This window comes from Pseudomonas fragi (assembly GCF_002269505.1).
In the GTDB taxonomy this organism is placed as follows: Bacteria; Pseudomonadota; Gammaproteobacteria; order Pseudomonadales; family Pseudomonadaceae; genus Aquipseudomonas; species Aquipseudomonas fragi_D.
Genome location: NZ_NQKQ01000010.1, coordinates 115,289 through 130,718, shown reverse-complemented (window position 1 = coordinate 130,718; position 15,430 = coordinate 115,289). Strand labels below are relative to the sequence as shown.

The following is a 15,430-nucleotide window of genomic DNA, read 5'->3' as shown; positions in this document are numbered from 1 at the left end:
TTAAAGCGTTAAGGTCGCTGGAAAAAGCTATGACCTGCATAGCTGCATTGCATCAGCGGTAACAATTACCCCTGGGTGCAGGCTCAAACCGGCGGTTTTTGACCGTACACAGCGCGCCCACCCTCTTGCGCAATATTGAAAAACGCTTTGTCGAGCACCCCCAGGCCCTGGCCCACGTTGGCATTGAAATTGGCCGATTGATGAACGTAGCGCTGACGCAACAAACGCTCCTGCGCAGCGGTGAGCTTGAGGGTGCCTTTCAGCACCTGCCCCTCCAGCCTGGCAGCGATGGGCAACAGCTCATCAGGCAAGGCATCCTGGACACTGTCCAAAGCCGTAAAGGGCACACCCTGCTTGCAGGCCAGCGAGTGCATGATGCGCAAATACACGCGGGAAAGATGGCCAAGCACCTGACGCTGCATAAAGACTGCGGCCTGCACGCGCTTCATCGGGTCCTGGCGGCTGCCGGCCATCTGCTCTTCGGTGCGTACCTGCACGGAGTCTTGCGCAGCAAGCGGATCAATCAAGTCCCTGGCTTGCCATTCCAGCAACTGCGCCTGGGCCAGCTTCCAGGCACTGGTTAGCCTGATGGGCGTGGACGGGCTAACCAGATTGCTCTGCCAGCGGGTCAACTGCACCTGCTCTTGCATCTCGAGCGGATAACCGCCGCCAAGATCGGCATGGGCACCGGGCAGGGATATGTCCAGCGGCCATTGCGGGGCAATGCGGGTCAGGGAAAAATTGCGTCGGTGCTCATCCCGTGCGCACAGCTGAACCACCTGTTGCGCACAGTCAGGCCCCAAATACAAATTGAGCCCGGGGTTGATGTCATCACCCACATCGCCCAGATCCTGGAGCCCGCCCATCGCTGCGACGGTATCGAACAGCCCGATAAACTCGATGCTGCACTGGAAGTCAGAAGCCAGCGCAATCTGCTGCGCGAAGGCCGTGGCATGCACCTGGTTAGCGAAGTGGCGGGCTGCAGCCGCGCCGCGGCTGAAGCCAAAAAGGTCCAGTTGCAAACGGCTCAGGGCATTGGCGGGAGCAAGACGTACAAAGTGCTCCAGGCATTGGCTCAGTTGTACCAGAGCCTCATCGGCCTTGCCCAGCACCCCGGTGCGCCCACGGCCATAGGTCAGGCCCGGAAAGGAGGTATCAACGGCCCCTGTGGTTGTGCCAATACCGCCAACGTAGAGTGAAGTCAGCGCTTGTGCATCCTTGAACGTCGTTTGCACAGGGTAATGCCGATGCAGGCGGGCGATATTGGTGGGTACACCGGCATAACTGCTGCCGGGGTCGACCTTGATGCCCCGGGCCTCGCGCTCGCGGCCGGACAGGAGATTGAACTGGTTATTGGCCGTGCCATCGAAAAAAATACCGACACGCAATACATACCCCGTATTGCTTGAGTGGCTCATGACGCTGGTCCTCGTTCTTTTCAGCGTCGCGTGGAAACGCCGTACCAAATTTAAAGGGGCATCACCAGGACACTCAGCTCAACGTCAGGATTAAATTTTTACGGGGAGTTAAAACAGAGGCCGGGAATGCAGCGCGGACGGCTGCGAAACCCAAGCTACCGGAACCGCAGGGCACGGCTCCGGCAAGGTCAAGCCCTCAGGCTTGACGCTGATGCTTGTCGATTTGCTCGTGACGCTCTTGAGCTTCGATGCAGTACTTGGTGGTAGGGCTGATCAGCAGGCGCTTGAGGCCGATTGCATCGCCACTGTCATCACACCAGCCGAAGCTGTCATCCTTGATACGTTCCAGCGCCTGCTCGAGCTGAGGCAGCATGCGCTGATCACGGTCGATGGCGTTCACCAGCCAGGTGCGCTCTTCTTCAACCGAAGCAGCGTCAGCCGGATCAGCCGGAGTGTCCAGGCTCTCGATCGCTATGCGGTTCTGCTCGATGCGCTCGTGGGTTTCGACTTTCATGTTCTGCAGCAGCTCGCTGAAAAAAGCATGTTGCTCGGCATTCATGTAGTCATCCGCCGGCATGGCCAGCAACTTATCCTTTGTCATTGATTTCTCTATAAAAAATACGTGCATTAAGGCGAATTAGGGAGCGTTCTGACCGATCTTCATCCCAACCAGTTAGGTGCCATCTATTTCAAGCGCCACCCGGCACTCAATTTACGAGGGGCGGCAGTCTAAGGCCGAGTTATCGACTCAGCAACTGAAAAGACACCTATTTGTCCAGCAAAACCTGGAAAGTGACGAAAAACGTGCTCAGCGGGGCTAATGGAGTGCGTTTATAGCAAGAAATTCAATGCTCAGGCTGAAAATGCACACACCAGGTGCTAAGTCATCACAGGGGGGTACATGGATAAGGATGGCCTGCTCAAACTGAAAAGACCTCTGGCCCTGCCGTATGCAACCAGATCGAGCGACGCTTAATGAGCAATGGGGCATGAGCGCGTATTGGTCGATGCTCAACAGGCCGCTCGCCCGGGCAATGCTCCATCACACAAAACATCAAAATAAATGCACTTAAGCATCATTATTATGCATTTGCGTACTAGTTAACGACGGGGCAGACTGCACGCGTTCCTCCCCCAGATGAAGGAACATTTTCAAGGGCTTGCCGGTAAACCCGCCAGGCCCTTTTTTTACCTTCGCGCTCCACAAAACCGGATTTTCCTGACCATGCAAACCCGCTGGATCAGCCGCCTATTGCCTGCGGCTACGAACACCCGCCCCACTGAATGGAGCCGTGCCGCCATTGGTGTGTCCCTCGGCACGCTGTTCAGTGTGTGGTTCTGCAGCCTGTTCTATGGCTTGCCCGTGGCCATGCATCTGATCGGCCCATTGGGCGCTTCAGCCATTTTGCTGTTTGCAGTGTCTTCCGGTGCACTGGCGCAACCCTGGTCGATTGTTGGCGGCTATCTGTGCGCCACGGTCGTGTCGCTGGGGGTGGTGCATTTTCTTGGCCGCAACCTCGACAGTGCGTGCCTGGCCGTAGGCCTGGCGCTGCTGTGCATGTGCCTGCTGCGCTGCCTGCACCCGCCTGCCGGGGCTCTGGCGCTGCTGGTGGTACTGGCCGACCCCGACAGCGCCAGCCTTGGCTGGGGCATGCTGGCACCGGTAATGCTCAGCTCGGTATGCATGCTGCTCGCAGCGCTGGCCTATAACAACCTGACCCGCGTGCGTTACCCGAAAAAGCCGGCCGAGCCGAGCCCTGCCACCATTACACAGCCTGCATCGATCGACCCGAGCATTACCGCCGAAGACTTGCACCATGCATTGCAGCAAATGGACGCATTTATCGACGTAACCCCCGAAGATCTCGAAGAGCTGATCCGGGCCAGCGAACAGCACGCGCGCCGACGCAGCATCGGTGAAACTTTCAGCCAAAATGCCTGACCTGAACAACGCGCCAAGATCAGCACGCCCGGTTTCGATGAGCGGCCAACTCCTGCTAGGGTTATCTGCGTAACCCGGGCGTCAGACTTGCTTGAGTGCTTGATCGCCCGGATTCCGTCATCCGACAGTGATCAAGGCTCGCAATGCTCAAAACCATTGAAAATGAGATCTCGAAACAGGCCGCCCCGCCCGCCTTGCAAGCTGAATTTGCCCAACATGACTTTGAGAAACTGCGCAATTTTTGCAGCCTGACCTACATCACCAGCATTGCCATCTGGTTGCTGTTCAACCTGATTGTCAGCACCAAGGGCGGCCAGGGCTTTACCGGCTTGTCCCTGCTGTTTATCAGCGTCATGGTGGGGCTGACCATCATTCTGGGCTTTGTCGGTAATTACCGGCACTTCGATGTACTCAACACGATCTTTGTTGCCATCATCACACTCGGCTTGCGCCTGATCATTTTCGGCCTGCCCCCCGAGACGCAGCCGATCTGGCTGGCACTCGCCACCTCAAGCATTCTCTACAGCGCATCGGTGCTGCCACTCAGCCGCTGGGCGTTCGTGGCGGTGGCCGCCATCAGCTGTGTCATGCTCAACCCCTTCCTGATGACCGATGTTTCAGTCATGGACCTGCGCGGCTTGCTGATCCTGTGTTACTTCACCTTTCTGTGCAGCCTGACCACCTACAGTTTTTTCAAGCTGCGCCGGGTCAAGCTGCACAACTACACCATGTCCAAACTGCTGGTGGCCCAGGCCTACATTGATGCCCTGACCGAGATCCCCAACCGGCGCTCCTTCATGCTTCAGGCCGGGCATGAACTGTTAGCTATCCCCCGGGAGCGCGACCACTATCTGGCGATGATCGACATCGACAATTTCAAGAAGGTCAACGACCAGTACGGCCATGATATTGGCGATGAAGTGCTCAAGCGCACCGCGGCCAGCATCAAGGCGGTGATGACTGATTTTGCATACGCGCGGCTGGGTGGCGAAGAGTTTGCCGTCTACCTGTCAGCCGTACGCCGTGAAGACGTCGAAGCCCTGATGGAAAGCCTGTGTCGCCGGGTACGCGAAGATCCCGACGCGCACCCCGTAACCATCAGCATCGGCCTGGCCCGGGTCGAAGAGGATGACACCCTCAACCAGGCCCTGGCCAAGGCCGACAAGGCGCTGTACGGCTCCAAGCATGGCGGCAAGGACAGGTTTACGTTTTATTCGTGAGAGGCTGGCAGATCGGGGGATATAGAGTATTGCGGCGAGCTGGCCGTATTGAGCCGGATCAAAAGCCCCTCACCCTAGCCCTCTCCCGCCGGAAGAGGGTTGGGGTGAGGGGGGCTGCGTCAGTCGCTCAACTCGGTCTTGCCATCCCAGCCACCACCCAGCGCCGCGATCAGTTGCACGCTGGCGATCAACCGGCTTTGCAGCAGGTTCAGCACACTGCGCTCGGTACTCAGAGCAGTGGTTTGTACCGAAACCACGTCCAGGTAAGCAATCAAACCGGCCTTGTACTGGTTGGTGGTCAGGCGCAACGACTCGCGGGCCGACTCCAGAGCCTGCTCCTGTACCACCGACTCATCGCCCAGCACCTTGAGCTGCACCATGTAGTTTTCCACTTCCCGCAGTCCGTCGAGCACGGTCTGGCGGTACTTGGCCACGGTCTGGTCATAAGCAGCTTCGTTACGATCGACTTCCGCCGAACGCTGGCCACCATCGAACAACGGCAGGGAGATTTTTGGCCCCACCGACCAGAAGCGGTTGGGCACGCTGATCCAGTCCTGATACTGACTACTGCTGTAGCCACCCGACAGGCTCAAACTGAAATCGGGGTAGTAAGCCGCCTTGGCCACGCCGATATTGGCGTTGGCCGCAATCACTGAGCGCTCCGCCGAAGCAATGTCGGGGCGCCGCTCCAGCAGTTGCGACGGCAGGCTGACCGGGATCTGCGGCAGTTTGGGTACGTTTTTAATTTCCGCCAGGTTGAAACCCGCTGGCGCCTGCCCGGTGAGCACCGCTATCGCGTTTTCAAATTGCGCCCGCTGCCAGATCAGATCGATCAGGCTGGCCTGGGTATTGCGTAACTGGGTTTGCGCCTGGGCCACCGCATCCTTTCCGGAAATCCCCGCCCGGTACTGGTTTTCGCTCATCTTCAGCGAGCGCTGATAGGCCTCGACCGTGGCTTCGAGCAAGCGCTTCTGCTCATCGATAACTCGCAATTGCAGGTAGTTCTGCACCAGCTCCGACTGCTGGCTCAGACGCATGGCCGCGAGATCAGCCAGGCTGGCTTCGGCACTCGCTTCGTTGGCTTCAAGGCCGCGGCGCAATTTGCCCCACACATCGGCTTCCCAGCTCACCCCTACCTGGGCATTCAAGGTGTCACGAATGCCGCTGCTGGAGCTGGTCAGGCTGGAGTTGGAACTGCCGGTGCCCTGGCTGGAGCGGGTCTTGCCCACGCTCAGGTCGGCGCTGGGCAAGAACGCTCCACGCGCACTGCGCACCAGGGCCCGGGCCTGACGGAACTGGGCTTCAGACTGCGCAACGCTCTGGTTGGCGCTGTTGAGTTTTTCAACCAGCCCGTTGAGCTGCTGATCACCGTACAACTCCCACCAGGCACCACGGGCCAGGGAGTCGCTCGGGTTGGCCTGGGTCCAGCCGGCCGCCTGTTTGAACTCAAGGGGCGCCGCCGTTTGCGGGCGCTGGTAGTCCGGGCCGATTGCACAGGCGCTGAGCAGCGCAACGGACAACGCTGGGGCAAGGAGAAACAAACGAGAGGTCATAGCGGAGTTTCCAGAGCAGCATCAGTGCGCACGCCGCGCCATTTGTTGAAACGATGGCGCAGGCGGTCGAGATAGAGGTAAACCACCGGAGTGGTGTAAAGGGTCAGGATCTGGCTGAAGATCAGCCCGCCGATGATGGTCAGGCCCAGGGGCTGGCGCATTTCCGCGCCTTCGGCGCTGCTCAGCATCAGTGGCAAGGCGCCGAGAATGGCTGCCAGGGTGGTCATCAGGATCGGCCTTAAACGCTGCAGGCAGGCACTGCGGATCGACGCTTGCGGGTCGAGGCCCGAATGCCGTTCCAGTTGCAGGGCCAGATCGATCATCAAAATCGCGTTTTTCTTCACCACGCCAATCAGCAAGAACAGCCCCAGCAGTGAAATCAGGCTGAACTCCCCGCCCGTGAGGTAAATGCTCAACAACGCGCCAACCCCGGCCGACGGCAAGGTCGAGAGAATGGTCAACGGGTGGATATAGCTCTCATAGAGAATCCCCAGCACCAGGTACACCGCCACCAGCGCCCCGAGAATCATGAAGGGCTGGCTTTTTTGCGTGGCGGAAAAGGCGTCGCCCGTGCCGGCCATTTTCACGATCACTTCTTCCGGCAGGCCGAGCTTGGCCACCGCCCGTTCAATGGCTGCCGTACCCTGCTCCAGGGTGACACCGGGGGCCAGATCAAACGCAATGCTCTCCGAAGCGAACTGGCCCTCGTGGGAAACACGGTCGTTTTGCAGGCTGTTCTCATAGTGGGCAATGGCCGACAGCGGAATGCGCTGGCCATCGGCGGTAATCACCTGCACCTGATTCAGGGTTTCGGGGTCCTGGGCGTACTTGGGGTTGACCTCCATCACCACCTGATACTGGTTCAGGCTGTCGTAGATGGTGGAAATCTGCCGCTGGCTGTAGGCGTTGTTGAGCACGGCGGTCACCATGTCCATGTCCACCCCCAGGCGTTTGGCCTGGTCGCGATCAACCACCAGTGTCACCTGCTGGGCGCCGCGGCCTTCCCGGGCATCGATGGCGGTCAGCTCCGGCAGCGCCTTGAACGCAGCCACCACTTTCGGGTACCAGGTGCGCAACTCGCCCAGATCGCCGCTTTGCAGGATGTAGGAGTATTGCGAGCTGGTCTGGTCACGCCCGCCACCAAACTGCAGGTCCTGGTCGGCCATCAGCATCAGGCGCCCGCCTGGCACTTTGGGCATGCTCTCGCGCAGCCGTTCGATGACCTTTTGCGCCGACACCTTGCGCTCCGAGATCGGCTTCAAGCGTACGATCATAAAGGCGTTGTTGGTGCCGCCATTACCGCCAATAAACCCGGCGACGCTCTCTACCGCAGGGTCGGCCAGCACCGCCTTGCGGAAGATTTCCATCTTCGGCTGCATCACGCTGAACGACAGACCGTCGTCTCCGCGCACAAAGCCGATCAGTTGCCCGGTGTCCTGTTGCGGCATAAAGGTTTTCGGTACCACCACATACAGCGCCACGTTAACGCCAATGGTCACCAGCAGGCTGAGCAATGTCAGGCGCTTGTGCCGCAGCACCCAGTCCAGGCTGCGCGCGTAGCCGCTGACCATGCGCTGGTTAAGGCGGATGCTCCAACGCTGCATGGCGTTTTCCGTGCCCGGCACATGGGGTTTGAGCCAGCGTGCGCAGAGCATTGGCGTGAGGGTCAGGGACACCACCAGCGATACGATAATCGAGGCCGCCAGGGTGATGGAAAACTCGCGGAACAGGCTCTCGACAATCCCGCCCATAAACAGGATGGAGAGGAACACCGCCACCAGCGACACGTTCATCGACAGCAAGGTAAAACCGACTTCCTTGGCCCCCAGCATGGCCGCTTTCATGGGTGCCACACCGGCATCGATATGCCGCGAGATGTTCTCCAGCACTACGATGGCATCGTCCACCACCAATCCGGTGGCCAGAATCAGCGCCATCAGCGACAGGTTGTTCAGCGAGAAGCCGTAGAGGTACATGATGGCGAAGGTGCCCACCAACGACACAGGCACCGCCAGCGTCGGAATCAGCGACGCACGGAAATTGCCGAGGAACAGGAACACCACCAGAATCACCAGCGCCACGGCGATCAGCAGGGTCATTTCCGCTTCATGCAATGTGGCCTTGATCACCGGCGAGCGGTCCATGGCCACGTTCAACTGCACACTGGCCGGCAGCACTGCCTGCAGCGCCGGCAACTGGGCCTTGATCGCGTTCACGGTCTCGATGATGTTGGCCCCGGCCTGGCGGTTGACCACCAGCAAAACCGCCGCGTCGTTATTGAAAAACCCGCTGTTGTAACGGTCTTCAACACTGTCCTTGACCTTGGCCACATGGCTCAGGCGCAGCGCCGCACCATCCTGGTAGCGGATGATCAGCGGCTCGTAGTCCTTGGCTTTTTCCAGCTGGTCGTTGGCCTGGATCTGCCAGTTGCGCTCGCCGTCGGACACAGCGCCCTTGGGCCGGCGCACGTTGGCACTGGCAATGGTGTTACGCACGTCATCCAGCGAGACGCCGTACTGGTTAAGCAGTTGCGGTTCCAGCTCGATACGCACGGCAGGCAGCGAGCTGCCGCCAATCTGCACCTCGCCCACACCCGGCACCTGGGACAGGCTCTGCGAAAGAATGGTCGAGGCCAGATCGTAGAGCTGGCCCTTGGACAAGACCTCGGAGGTCAGCGACAGCACCATGATCGGTGCTTGCGAGGGGTTGATCTTCTTGTAGGTCGGCATGCTTTTCATGCCGCTGGGCAGCAGGTTGCGCGAGGCGTTGATTGCCGCCTGCACCTCCCGCGCCGCGCCGTTGATGTCGCGGTCCTGATCGAACTGCAAAATCACTCGGGTCGAGCCCTGGCTCGAATTGCTGCTCATGGTATTGACCCCGGCAATCGCACCGAAGGCCCGCTCCAGCGGCGTTGCCACGGTCGATGCCATCACCTCGGGGCTGGCCCCGGGCAAACTGGCCGACACCACGATCACCGGGAAATCCATTTGCGGCAACGGCGACACCGGCAGCAAGCCAAAGCTCACCCCGCCCAGCAACATGATTGCCAGGCTCAGCAGCATGGTCGCTACCGGGCGTTTGATAAACGGGCCGGACAGGTTCATACCGACGCCTGCTCAGCCCGGGTCGCATTGCCGCGCCAGCGACGGCCCAAACGATCGAAGTACAGATAGATCACCGGCGTGGTAAACAGGGTCAATACCTGACTCACCAGCAAACCACCGACCATCACCAGACCCAGCGGCTGGCGCAATTCAGCACCGGAGCCGGTGGCCAGCATCAGCGGCACCGCACCGAACAGCGCCGCCAGGGTGGTCATCAGAATGGGCCGGAAGCGCAGCAGTGCCGCCTGATAGATCGCCTGCTCGGGCGCCATGCCCTGGTTGCGCTCGGCGTCGAGGGCGAAGTCGATCATCATGATCGCGTTTTTCTTGACGATACCGATCAGCAGGATGATGCCGATAATCGCAATCATGCCCAGGTCATTGCCGCTGAGGATCAACGCCAGCAAGGCACCCACCGCCGCCGACGGCAGGGTCGAGAGAATGGTGATCGGGTGGATATAGCTCTCGTAGAGCACGCCCAGCACGATATACATGGTCACCACCGCCGCCAGAATCAGCAGCAAGGTGCTCGACAGCGAAGCCTGGAAGGCTTGTGCGGCGCCCTGGAACTCGGTCTTGACCCCCACCGGCATGCCGATGTCCTTCTGCACCTGGTCGATCAGTTCGACCGCTTCGCCCAACGCTACGCCGGGCGCGAGGTTGAACGAGACCATCACCGAAGGGAACTGACCGATATGGGAAATGGCCAGTTGCGCCTGACGCTCCTCGACCCGGGCCAGGCTCGACAGCCGCACCTGGCCGCCGTCAGTGGTTTTGACGTGAATCTGATCCAGTGCCTGCGGGCCGATTTTCTCGCCGTCCTTGGCCTGCAGGACCACCCGGTACTGGCTGGCCTGGGTGTAAATGGTCGAAATCTGCCGCTGGCCGAAGGCGTCATACAAGGCATCGGTGATATTGGCCACCGACACGCCGAGGCGTGAAGCCGCATCGCGGTCGATCACCAGGTACACCTGCAAGCCCTTGTCCTGCAGGTCGCTGGCCACATCGGCCAGTTCAGGCTGATTGGACAGCGCGGTGACCAGCTTTTGCGTCCAGGTACTGAGCAGGTCGGCATCCGGGGACGACAGGCTGAACTGGTACTGGGTACGGCTGACGCGGTCTTCGATGGTCAGGTCCTGCACCGGCTGCATAAACAGGCGGATACCCGACAGCTTGTCCAGTTGCGGCTGCAGCCGTGCAATCACCTCGGTGGCGCTGTCGCTGCGCTCGCTGTGGGGCTTGAGGTTGATCAGCATACGGCCGCTGTTGAGCGTCGGGTTATCCCCGTCCACACCGATGTAAGACGACAGGCTCTCGACATCCGGGTCTTGCAGGATGATCTTGCCCAGCTCCTGCTGACGCTGGCTCATGGCGCTGAACGAAATTGACTGCGGCGCCTCGGAAATGCCCTGGATCACCCCGGTGTCCTGCACCGGGAAAAAGCCCTTGGGCACCACCATATACAGGAACACGGTCAAGGCTAGTGTACCGATGGCCACCAGCAGGGTCAGCGGCTGGTGCTTGAGCACCCACTGCAACATGCGCCCGTACTCGGCGATCATCCAGTCGATAAACGCGCCGCTGGCACGGTAAAAGCGCCCCTGCTCTTCAGGCTTGGGTTCGGCCTTGAGCAGGCGCGCGCACATCATCGGGGTCAGGGTCAGCGAGACCACCAGCGAGATCAGGATCGCCACCGCCAGGGTGATGGCGAACTCACGGAACAGTCGCCCGACCACATCCGCCATAAACAGCAGCGGGATCAATACCGCGATCAACGACAGGGTCAGCGAGATCAGGGTAAAGCCAATCTGTTTGGCGCCCTTGAGCGCCGCCTGCATCGGGCTGTCGCCCTCCTCGATATAGCGCGAGATGTTTTCCAGCATGACGATGGCATCATCGACCACAAAACCAGTGGCGATGGTCAGGGCCATCAGCGTCAGGTTATTGATCGAGAACCCGGCCAAGTACATCACACCGAAGGTCCCGACCAGCGACAGCGGCACGGCAATCGACGGGATGATGGTAGCGCTGGCGCGGCGCAGAAACAGGAAGGTCACCATCACCACCAGGGCAATGGCGATCAGCAATTCGTGTTGCACATCACGCACCGAGGCACGGATGGTTTGCGTTCGATCGGTGAGCACCGTGACATCGATACCGGCGGGCAGGTTATCGGTGATGCTCGGCAGCAGGGCCTTGATCCGGTCCACCACTTCAATCACGTTGGCACCGGGCTGGCGCTGGATATTGAGCAGCACCGCCTGGTTTTCGTTGGCCCATGCCGCGAGGCGTTCGTTCTCGGCACCGTCGACAATCTCGGCCACGTCCTTGAGCCGCAACGGCGCACCGTTGTTGTAGGCAAGGATCAGCTCGGCGTATTCCTGCGGGGTTTTCAGCTGGTCATTGGCGTCCAGCATCGACACCCGGGTCGGGCCGTCGAAGTTACCCTTGGGCTGGTTGACGTTGGACGCACCGATCAGGGTGCGCACATCCGCCAGGTTCAGGCCGTTGGCAGCCAGCGCTTCGGGGTTGACCTTGATCCGCACCGCCTGGCGTTGACCGCCGGCAATGCTGACCATACCCACGCCGCTGATCTGGGCGATTTTTTGCGCCATGCGCGTGTCGACCAGGTCATTGAGCTTGGGCAACTGCATGGTTTTGGAACTGATGGCCAGGGTCAGCACCGGGGTATCCGCCGGGTTGACCTTGTTGTACACCGGCGGTGCCGGCAAATCCTTGGGCAGCAGGTTGCTGGCGGCGTTGATCGCGGCCTGCACCTGTTGCTCGGCGACATCCATATTGATATCGAGGTTGAAGCGCAGGGTCAGCACCGAAGCACCGCCGGAACTGGTGGAGGCCATTTGCGTCAGACCCGGCATTTGCCCGAACTGACGCTCAAGCGGCGCCGTCACCGCACTGGTCATCACATCCGGGCTGGCGCCGGGGTACAGGGTCATCACCCGGATGGTCGGGTAGTCCACCTGAGGCAAGGCCGATACCGGCAGCAAGCGATAGGCGATGATCCCGGACAACACGATGGCCAGCATGCACAGCGTGGTTGCAACCGGGCGCAGGATAAACAGGCGCGACAGGTTCATTCGCGGGCCTTGGACTTGGTTGTGTCCGCGGCCGGCGCGGTATCGGTGTCAGCACCGCCATCGAGCAGTTGCCCGGCAGCCGTTTGCGGTACTTCGGCACTGTCGTTGACCACCTCTACAGCACCACCATCACGCAGACGGTCGGTACCTTCGAGCACCACACGATCACCGGGCTTGAGGCCTTCTTCGATCACGCTCACGTCGCCATCGGTGGCGCCCACTTTAATGCTGCGAATCTTGACCTTGTTGTCGCCATCCATCGCATACACGAACGAGCCGTTGGTGCCGTACTGAATCGCCGCAGTCGGTGCCAGCACCACGTTTTTCAATGTATCGGCCAGCAGGTGAACATTGACGAATTGATTGGGGAACAGCGCCTGATCGCGGTTCTCGAACAACGCCTTGAATTTCAGGGTGCCGGTGGTGATATCAATCTGATTGTCGATGCTGCTCAACACACCGACTGCCAGCTCTTTGGTATCGCCACGGTTCCAGGCCTGCACCGGCATTTTCGCGCCACTGCGATAACGCTCAAGCACCAGCGCGAGGTTGTTCTCGGGCAAGGTGAAACTGACCACTATCGGCTCGGTCTGGGTGATCACCACCAGCGCCGTGGCATCGTTGGCCGCTACCAGGTTGCCGACGTCCAGCTGGCGCAAGCCCACACGGCCACTGATCGGTGCGCGAATCTTGGTAAAATCCAGGTTGAGTTTGGCGTCATTGACCGCAGCCTGATTGGTCTTGACCGTACCCTGATACTGGCTGACCAGCGCTTCGGCGGTGTCCAGGGTCTGCTTGGCAATACTGTCCTCGGCGTAGAGCCCGCGATAGCGCTGCACATCGACCTGGGCGTTTTTCAGCTGGGCCTGATTCTGCAGCAACGTGCCTTCGGCTTGCAGCAGCGCATTTTGATAGCTGCGCGGGTCGATTTCAGCCAGCAACTCGCCAGCTTTGACCATTTGCCCTTCCTTGAAGTAGACCTTGACCAACTCACCGGCTACGCGACTGCGCACATTGATGGTGTTCAATGCGGTCACGGTACCGAGCGCCTTGTAATAAATCGGAAAATCACCCTGTTTGACTTCCGACACCCGCACCGGCACGGGCTGGGTCGAGCCACCAAAGCCAGGGCGCATCATGCCCGAGCGACCGGCGTGCCCGGCGGGCTGATCGGTCGCAGCCTTTTTTGCGGCAGACGGCCATAGCCACCAGCACAGGCCAAGGACTATCAGCAAGACCAGCAGAGCAACCAGCCAGCGACGAGATTTGTGGGAAACAGAGGATTGCATGGAGTGATCAACCATTAGCGCGAGCGAGAATTTTCAGGAAGTGGAACGATAAGCAGTGCAGACCGTTATGAAAAGGTTCTTTACCCGCTATTTACGTTATAGAGGGGTCATGAGCAAAAGATGACAGCAATTGTGGGATAACAGAATGGAGCGCAAAAAAAAGCGGCCCGGCACTTTCAAGTACCGGGCCGCTTCGGGCTTGCAGTTCGACTTACTTCAAAACAGCCAGGGCTGCTTCGTAGTTAGGCTCTTCAGCGATTTCTTTGACCAGTTCGCTGTGCAGCACATTGTCGTTTTCGTCCAGTACCACAACCGCACGGGCAGTCAGGCCGGCCAGCGGGCCATCGGCGATTGCCACGCCGTAGTTCTCGATAAACTCGCGGCCACGCAGGGTCGACAGGTTTTGTACGTTTTCCAGGCCTTCAGCGCCACAGAAACGGGCCTGCGCAAATGGCAGGTCAGCCGAGATGTTCAGTACAACGGTGTTCGGCAGCGCATTGGCTTCGGCGTTGAACTTGCGTACCGAAGTAGCGCAGGTTGGCGTATCAACGCTTGGGAAGATGTTCAGCACTTTGCGCTTGCCGGCAAAGCTCGCCAGTGTTGCGTCGGACAAATTACCTGCAACCAGCGAAAACGCTGGCGCCTTGGAACCTACTGCAGGCAGTTCGCCGTTGACTTGAACAGGGTTGCCTTTAAGCGTCACTTGAGCCATGAACGATGTCCTTCTTAACAGTTTTTGAAGAGGCCGAAGTTAAACATGAATCAGGCGGGCGACCTACGGCCTGAACATAAATTCTCATGTATGCCATGACAAAATGACTGTTCCTACTGGTCGCCACAGGCAATCGGCATGAACGGAGAACTCTGCGCGGCCCGTTTTCTGTGTACCGGTGCGCAAATACATCAGAAACCACGCGGGCGTACGGGCCAACTCCGGGCCAACTGCTAGCGTGAACAGCTAGCGCCCAAGGAACAGGACCGTCATGCCAATCACCCGCCTTGCCTCAGGTCTTCTGCTCACCCTCGCCCTTTACCCCGTCACGGATGCGCTGGCGGACAACGCCGAGACCGCCAACAAGAGCAACAACCCGCTGAATCTGGCTCCCGGGCTCAACCTGCAGGACTACTACACGCCGCAGGTCTACGACAGCAACATCCACACCAACGACGCCCTGTTGCGCGGCACGTTGCCCGTGGCCGCCAATGACTTTATCGGCGTGCCGCAACTGCTGCGCGCCACATTGCCGATCAGCACCCGCCCTGACCCGCACAGCGGCTACAGCACGGGGATTGGCGACCTTAATCTGTTCGATATTTTCCTGCTCAAAACCGAAGGCGTGCAGTTGGGGATCGGCCCGCAAATCACTGCGCCCACTGCCGAACATGACGAACTGGGGACCGGCAAGTGGCAGGCCGGCCTCGCCGCGGTTGCTATCGACGCATCCCCACGCGGCCTGCTGGGCGCGCTGGTGCAGTATCAGAGTTCGTTTGCCGGGGACAGCGACCGCCAGCATGTCGAGAGCGCGACCTTTCAGCCGTTCATCATCCACAACCTGCCCAAGGGCTGGTATTTGCGCTCCACGGGCACCTGGACGTACGACCTGAAAAACAACACCCATTACATCCCGATCGGGCTGGGCGTGGGCAAGGCCTGGAAAGCCGGCAGCAACATCCTCAACGCCTTTGTTGAACCGCAATGGACAGTGGAACGCAAGGGTGACGACCTGCCGCAGTTCACCCTGTTTGCCGGGATCAATGTCACCTTCGGCAAGTAGGGAGAGGATTCTGTAGTCGCTGCCGAAGGCT

At 59.8% G+C, this 15,430-nt stretch carries 10 protein-coding genes; 3 read left to right on the top strand and 7 right to left on the bottom strand.

Annotated features, from left to right (window positions below):
* Positions 1-83: 83 nt before the first annotated feature.
* The gene (locus CJU81_RS11415) at positions 84-1,418 is read right to left on the bottom strand and encodes a phospholipase effector Tle1 domain-containing protein (RefSeq protein WP_095036681.1); all 1,335 of its coding nucleotides are present in this window, start codon (positions 1,416-1,418) and stop codon (positions 84-86) included.
* Between the two features lie 196 nt (positions 1,419-1,614).
* On the bottom strand, positions 1,615-2,019 hold the full coding sequence (locus CJU81_RS11410; protein WP_016780464.1) for a TraR/DksA family transcriptional regulator: 405 nt from the start codon (positions 2,017-2,019) through the stop codon (positions 1,615-1,617).
* 624 nt (positions 2,020-2,643) lie between these two features.
* On the opposite strand from CJU81_RS11410, the gene CJU81_RS11405 reads away from it, so the two are divergent.
* Positions 2,644-3,360 carry an HPP family protein gene (locus tag CJU81_RS11405; protein WP_095036680.1) on the top strand — a complete coding sequence of 239 codons (717 nt, stop codon included), beginning with the start codon at positions 2,644-2,646 and terminating at the stop codon, positions 3,358-3,360.
* Between the two features lie 143 nt (positions 3,361-3,503).
* Positions 3,504-4,580 carry a GGDEF domain-containing protein gene (locus tag CJU81_RS11400; RefSeq protein ID WP_095036679.1) on the top strand — a complete coding sequence of 359 codons (1,077 nt, stop codon included), beginning with the start codon at positions 3,504-3,506 and terminating at the stop codon, positions 4,578-4,580.
* Between the two features lie 119 nt (positions 4,581-4,699).
* Here CJU81_RS11400 and CJU81_RS11395 read toward each other — a convergent pair whose 3' ends face one another.
* From CJU81_RS11395 to tpx, 5 genes are all read right to left on the bottom strand, one after another.
* Positions 4,700-6,133 carry an efflux transporter outer membrane subunit gene (locus CJU81_RS11395; protein WP_095036678.1) on the bottom strand — a complete coding sequence of 478 codons (1,434 nt, stop codon included), beginning with the start codon at positions 6,131-6,133 and terminating at the stop codon, positions 4,700-4,702.
* On the bottom strand, positions 6,130-9,237 hold the full coding sequence (locus tag CJU81_RS11390; RefSeq protein WP_095036677.1) for an efflux RND transporter permease subunit: 3,108 nt from the start codon (positions 9,235-9,237) through the stop codon (positions 6,130-6,132). The genes CJU81_RS11395 and CJU81_RS11390 overlap by 4 nt, the downstream gene beginning before the upstream one ends.
* Positions 9,234-12,335 (bottom strand): MdtB/MuxB family multidrug efflux RND transporter permease subunit, encoded by a 3,102-nt coding sequence (locus tag CJU81_RS11385; RefSeq protein WP_095036676.1) that lies wholly within the window; start codon positions 12,333-12,335, stop codon positions 9,234-9,236. Before CJU81_RS11385 ends, CJU81_RS11390 begins: the two co-directional genes overlap by 4 nt.
* A complete protein-coding gene (locus CJU81_RS11380; protein WP_095036675.1) occupies positions 12,332-13,639 on the bottom strand; it encodes an MdtA/MuxA family multidrug efflux RND transporter periplasmic adaptor subunit in 1,308 nt (435 codons plus the stop codon). Before CJU81_RS11380 ends, CJU81_RS11385 begins: the two co-directional genes overlap by 4 nt.
* A gap of 196 nt (positions 13,640-13,835) precedes the next feature.
* Positions 13,836-14,336, bottom strand: coding sequence for a thiol peroxidase (tpx, locus tag CJU81_RS11375; protein ID WP_095028281.1), 501 nt, complete (start codon positions 14,334-14,336; stop codon positions 13,836-13,838).
* A gap of 271 nt (positions 14,337-14,607) precedes the next feature.
* On the opposite strand from tpx, the gene CJU81_RS11370 reads away from it, so the two are divergent.
* Positions 14,608-15,399 (top strand): hypothetical protein, encoded by a 792-nt coding sequence (locus CJU81_RS11370; protein ID WP_095036674.1) that lies wholly within the window; start codon positions 14,608-14,610, stop codon positions 15,397-15,399.
* The last annotated feature ends 31 nt before the right edge of the window (positions 15,400-15,430 follow it).

Bases quoted from the DNA above. Each gene is read 5' to 3' on its own strand.
- CJU81_RS11415 (WP_095036681.1), bottom strand. From the start codon at position 1,418: ATGAGCCACTCAAGCAATACGGGGTATGTATTGCGTGTCGGTATTTTT.
- CJU81_RS11410 (WP_016780464.1), bottom strand. From the start codon at position 2,019: ATGACAAAGGATAAGTTGCTGGCCATGCCGGCGGATGACTACATGAAT.
- CJU81_RS11405 (WP_095036680.1), top strand. From the start codon at position 2,644: ATGCAAACCCGCTGGATCAGCCGCCTATTGCCTGCGGCTACGAACACC.
- CJU81_RS11400 (WP_095036679.1), top strand. From the start codon at position 3,504: ATGCTCAAAACCATTGAAAATGAGATCTCGAAACAGGCCGCCCCGCCC.
- CJU81_RS11395 (WP_095036678.1), bottom strand. From the start codon at position 6,133: ATGACCTCTCGTTTGTTTCTCCTTGCCCCAGCGTTGTCCGTTGCGCTG.
- CJU81_RS11390 (WP_095036677.1), bottom strand. From the start codon at position 9,237: ATGAACCTGTCCGGCCCGTTTATCAAACGCCCGGTAGCGACCATGCTG.
- CJU81_RS11385 (WP_095036676.1), bottom strand. From the start codon at position 12,335: ATGAACCTGTCGCGCCTGTTTATCCTGCGCCCGGTTGCAACCACGCTG.
- CJU81_RS11380 (WP_095036675.1), bottom strand. From the start codon at position 13,639: ATGGTTGATCACTCCATGCAATCCTCTGTTTCCCACAAATCTCGTCGC.
- tpx (WP_095028281.1), bottom strand. From the start codon at position 14,336: ATGGCTCAAGTGACGCTTAAAGGCAACCCTGTTCAAGTCAACGGCGAA.
- CJU81_RS11370 (WP_095036674.1), top strand. From the start codon at position 14,608: ATGCCAATCACCCGCCTTGCCTCAGGTCTTCTGCTCACCCTCGCCCTT.